The organism is Aeromicrobium sp., from assembly GCF_049586495.1.
Taxonomy (GTDB): domain Bacteria; phylum Actinomycetota; class Actinomycetes; order Propionibacteriales; family Nocardioidaceae; genus Aeromicrobium.
Genome location: NZ_JBAVCB010000110.1, coordinates 1 through 1,754, shown reverse-complemented (window position 1 = coordinate 1,754; position 1,754 = coordinate 1). Strand labels below are relative to the sequence as shown.

At 66.8% G+C, this 1,754-nt stretch carries 1 protein-coding gene; it reads right to left on the bottom strand.

Annotated elements, in window-relative coordinates:
* Positions 1 to 73 precede the first annotated feature (73 nt).
* Positions 74 to 1,754: 2-isopropylmalate synthase (gene leuA, locus WB508_RS06095; RefSeq protein ID WP_423843991.1), on the bottom strand; the 1,681-nt coding region annotated here is incomplete at its 5' end.

Genomic DNA, 1,754 nt, shown 5'->3' with positions numbered 1-1,754 from the left:
GGCAGGCGGTGAGTCTCTCGGCAAATCGGCTTCAGCACCGCCGGGCAGGTCATCGGGTGCCCGGGTGTCAGGATCACGGAATGGTGACGGCGACGGCCCGGTTCGCGGCCGAGACGACAGCCAGCAGCGAGGCCTTGACGATGTTGGCGTCGATGCCCACGCCCCAGACGACCTCGCCGGCGATGTCGCACTCCACGTACGCCGCCGCGCTGGCGTCGCCGCCGGAGGACAAGGCGTGCTCGCTGTAGTCGAGCACCCGGATGTCAGCGCCTGCCTGACGCATGCCATCGACGAAGGCATCGACCGGGCCATTGCCCTCGCCGGTGAACCCGCGCGCCTGGCCTCGCACCACGAGATCGACAGCTTGCTGATCGCGTCCTTCGACCGATGTGGTGGAGCTGAAGGACGTCAGCGCGTAGGGCTCGTCGCGACCGAGATACTCGCCGACGAAGGCTGCCCAGATGGCGGCCGGCTCGATCTCGCCAGCCTCACCCTCGGTCATGCCCTGGACGATCTGGCTGAACTCGATCTGCAGACGCCGTGGCAGGTCCAGGTGGTGATCGTTCTTGAGGATGTACGCGACACCGCCCTTGCCGGACTGACTGTTGACCCGGATGACGGCCTCGTAGGACCTCCCCACGTCCTTGGGATCGATCGGCAGGTACGGCACGGCCCAGGTCGCTTCATCAACCGGGACTCCCGCCTCAGCCGCGTCGGTTGCCAGGTGCTCCAAACCCTTCTTGATGGCGTCTTGGTGTGATCCGCTGAACGCGGTGTAGACCAGGTCGCCGCCGTACGGGTGACGTTCGGGCACCGGCAGCTCGTTGCAGTACTCGACCGTCCTGCGGATCTCGTCGATGTCGTGGAAGTCGATCTGCGGATCGATGCCTTGGCTGAACATGTTCAGGCCCAGCGTGACCAGGCAGACGTTGCCGGTGCGCTCGCCGTTGCCGAACAGGCAACCCTCGATGCGGTCGGCGCCAGCCATGTAGCCCAGCTCGGCTGCCGCGACGCCGGTGCCACGATCGTTGTGGGGATGCAGCGACAGCACGATGCTGTCGCGGCGGGGCAGGTTGCGGTGCATCCACTCGATCGAGTCGGCGTACACGTTCGGCACCGCCATCTCGACGGTGGCGGGCAGGTTGATGATCAGCGGCCAGTCCGGCGTCGGGTCGATGACGTCGATGACGCGACTGCAGATCTCGAGCGCGTAGTCCAGCTCGGTGCCGGTGTAGGACTCCGGCGAGTACTCATAGGAGATCTTGGTGTCCTGCGTGTGGATCTCGGCGTACTTCAGGCACAGCCGGGCGCCCTGCGTGGCGATGTCGGTGATGCCGTCCTTGTCCAGGCCGAAGACCACGCGGCGCTGCAGGGTGGAGGTGGAGTTGTAGAAGTGCACGATCGCCTGCTTGGCGCCGATCAGCGACTGGAAGGTGCGGTCGATCAGCGGTTCGCGGCACTGCGTGAGCACCTGGATGACGACGTCGTCGGGGATGTGGCCGCCCTCGATCAGCAGCCGCACGAAGTCGAAGTCGGTCTGGCTGGCGCTCGGGAAGCCGACCTCGATCTCCTTGTAACCCATGCGCACGAGCAGCTGGAACATCGCCAGCTTGCGCGGCGTGGTCATGGGGTCGATCAGCGCCTGGTTGCCGTCGCGCAGGTCGACGGCGCACCAGCGGGGCGCCTGGGTGATGGTGGCGGCGGGCCACGTGCGATCGGGCAGCTCGACCGGCACGAACGGCGCGTAGCGGCCG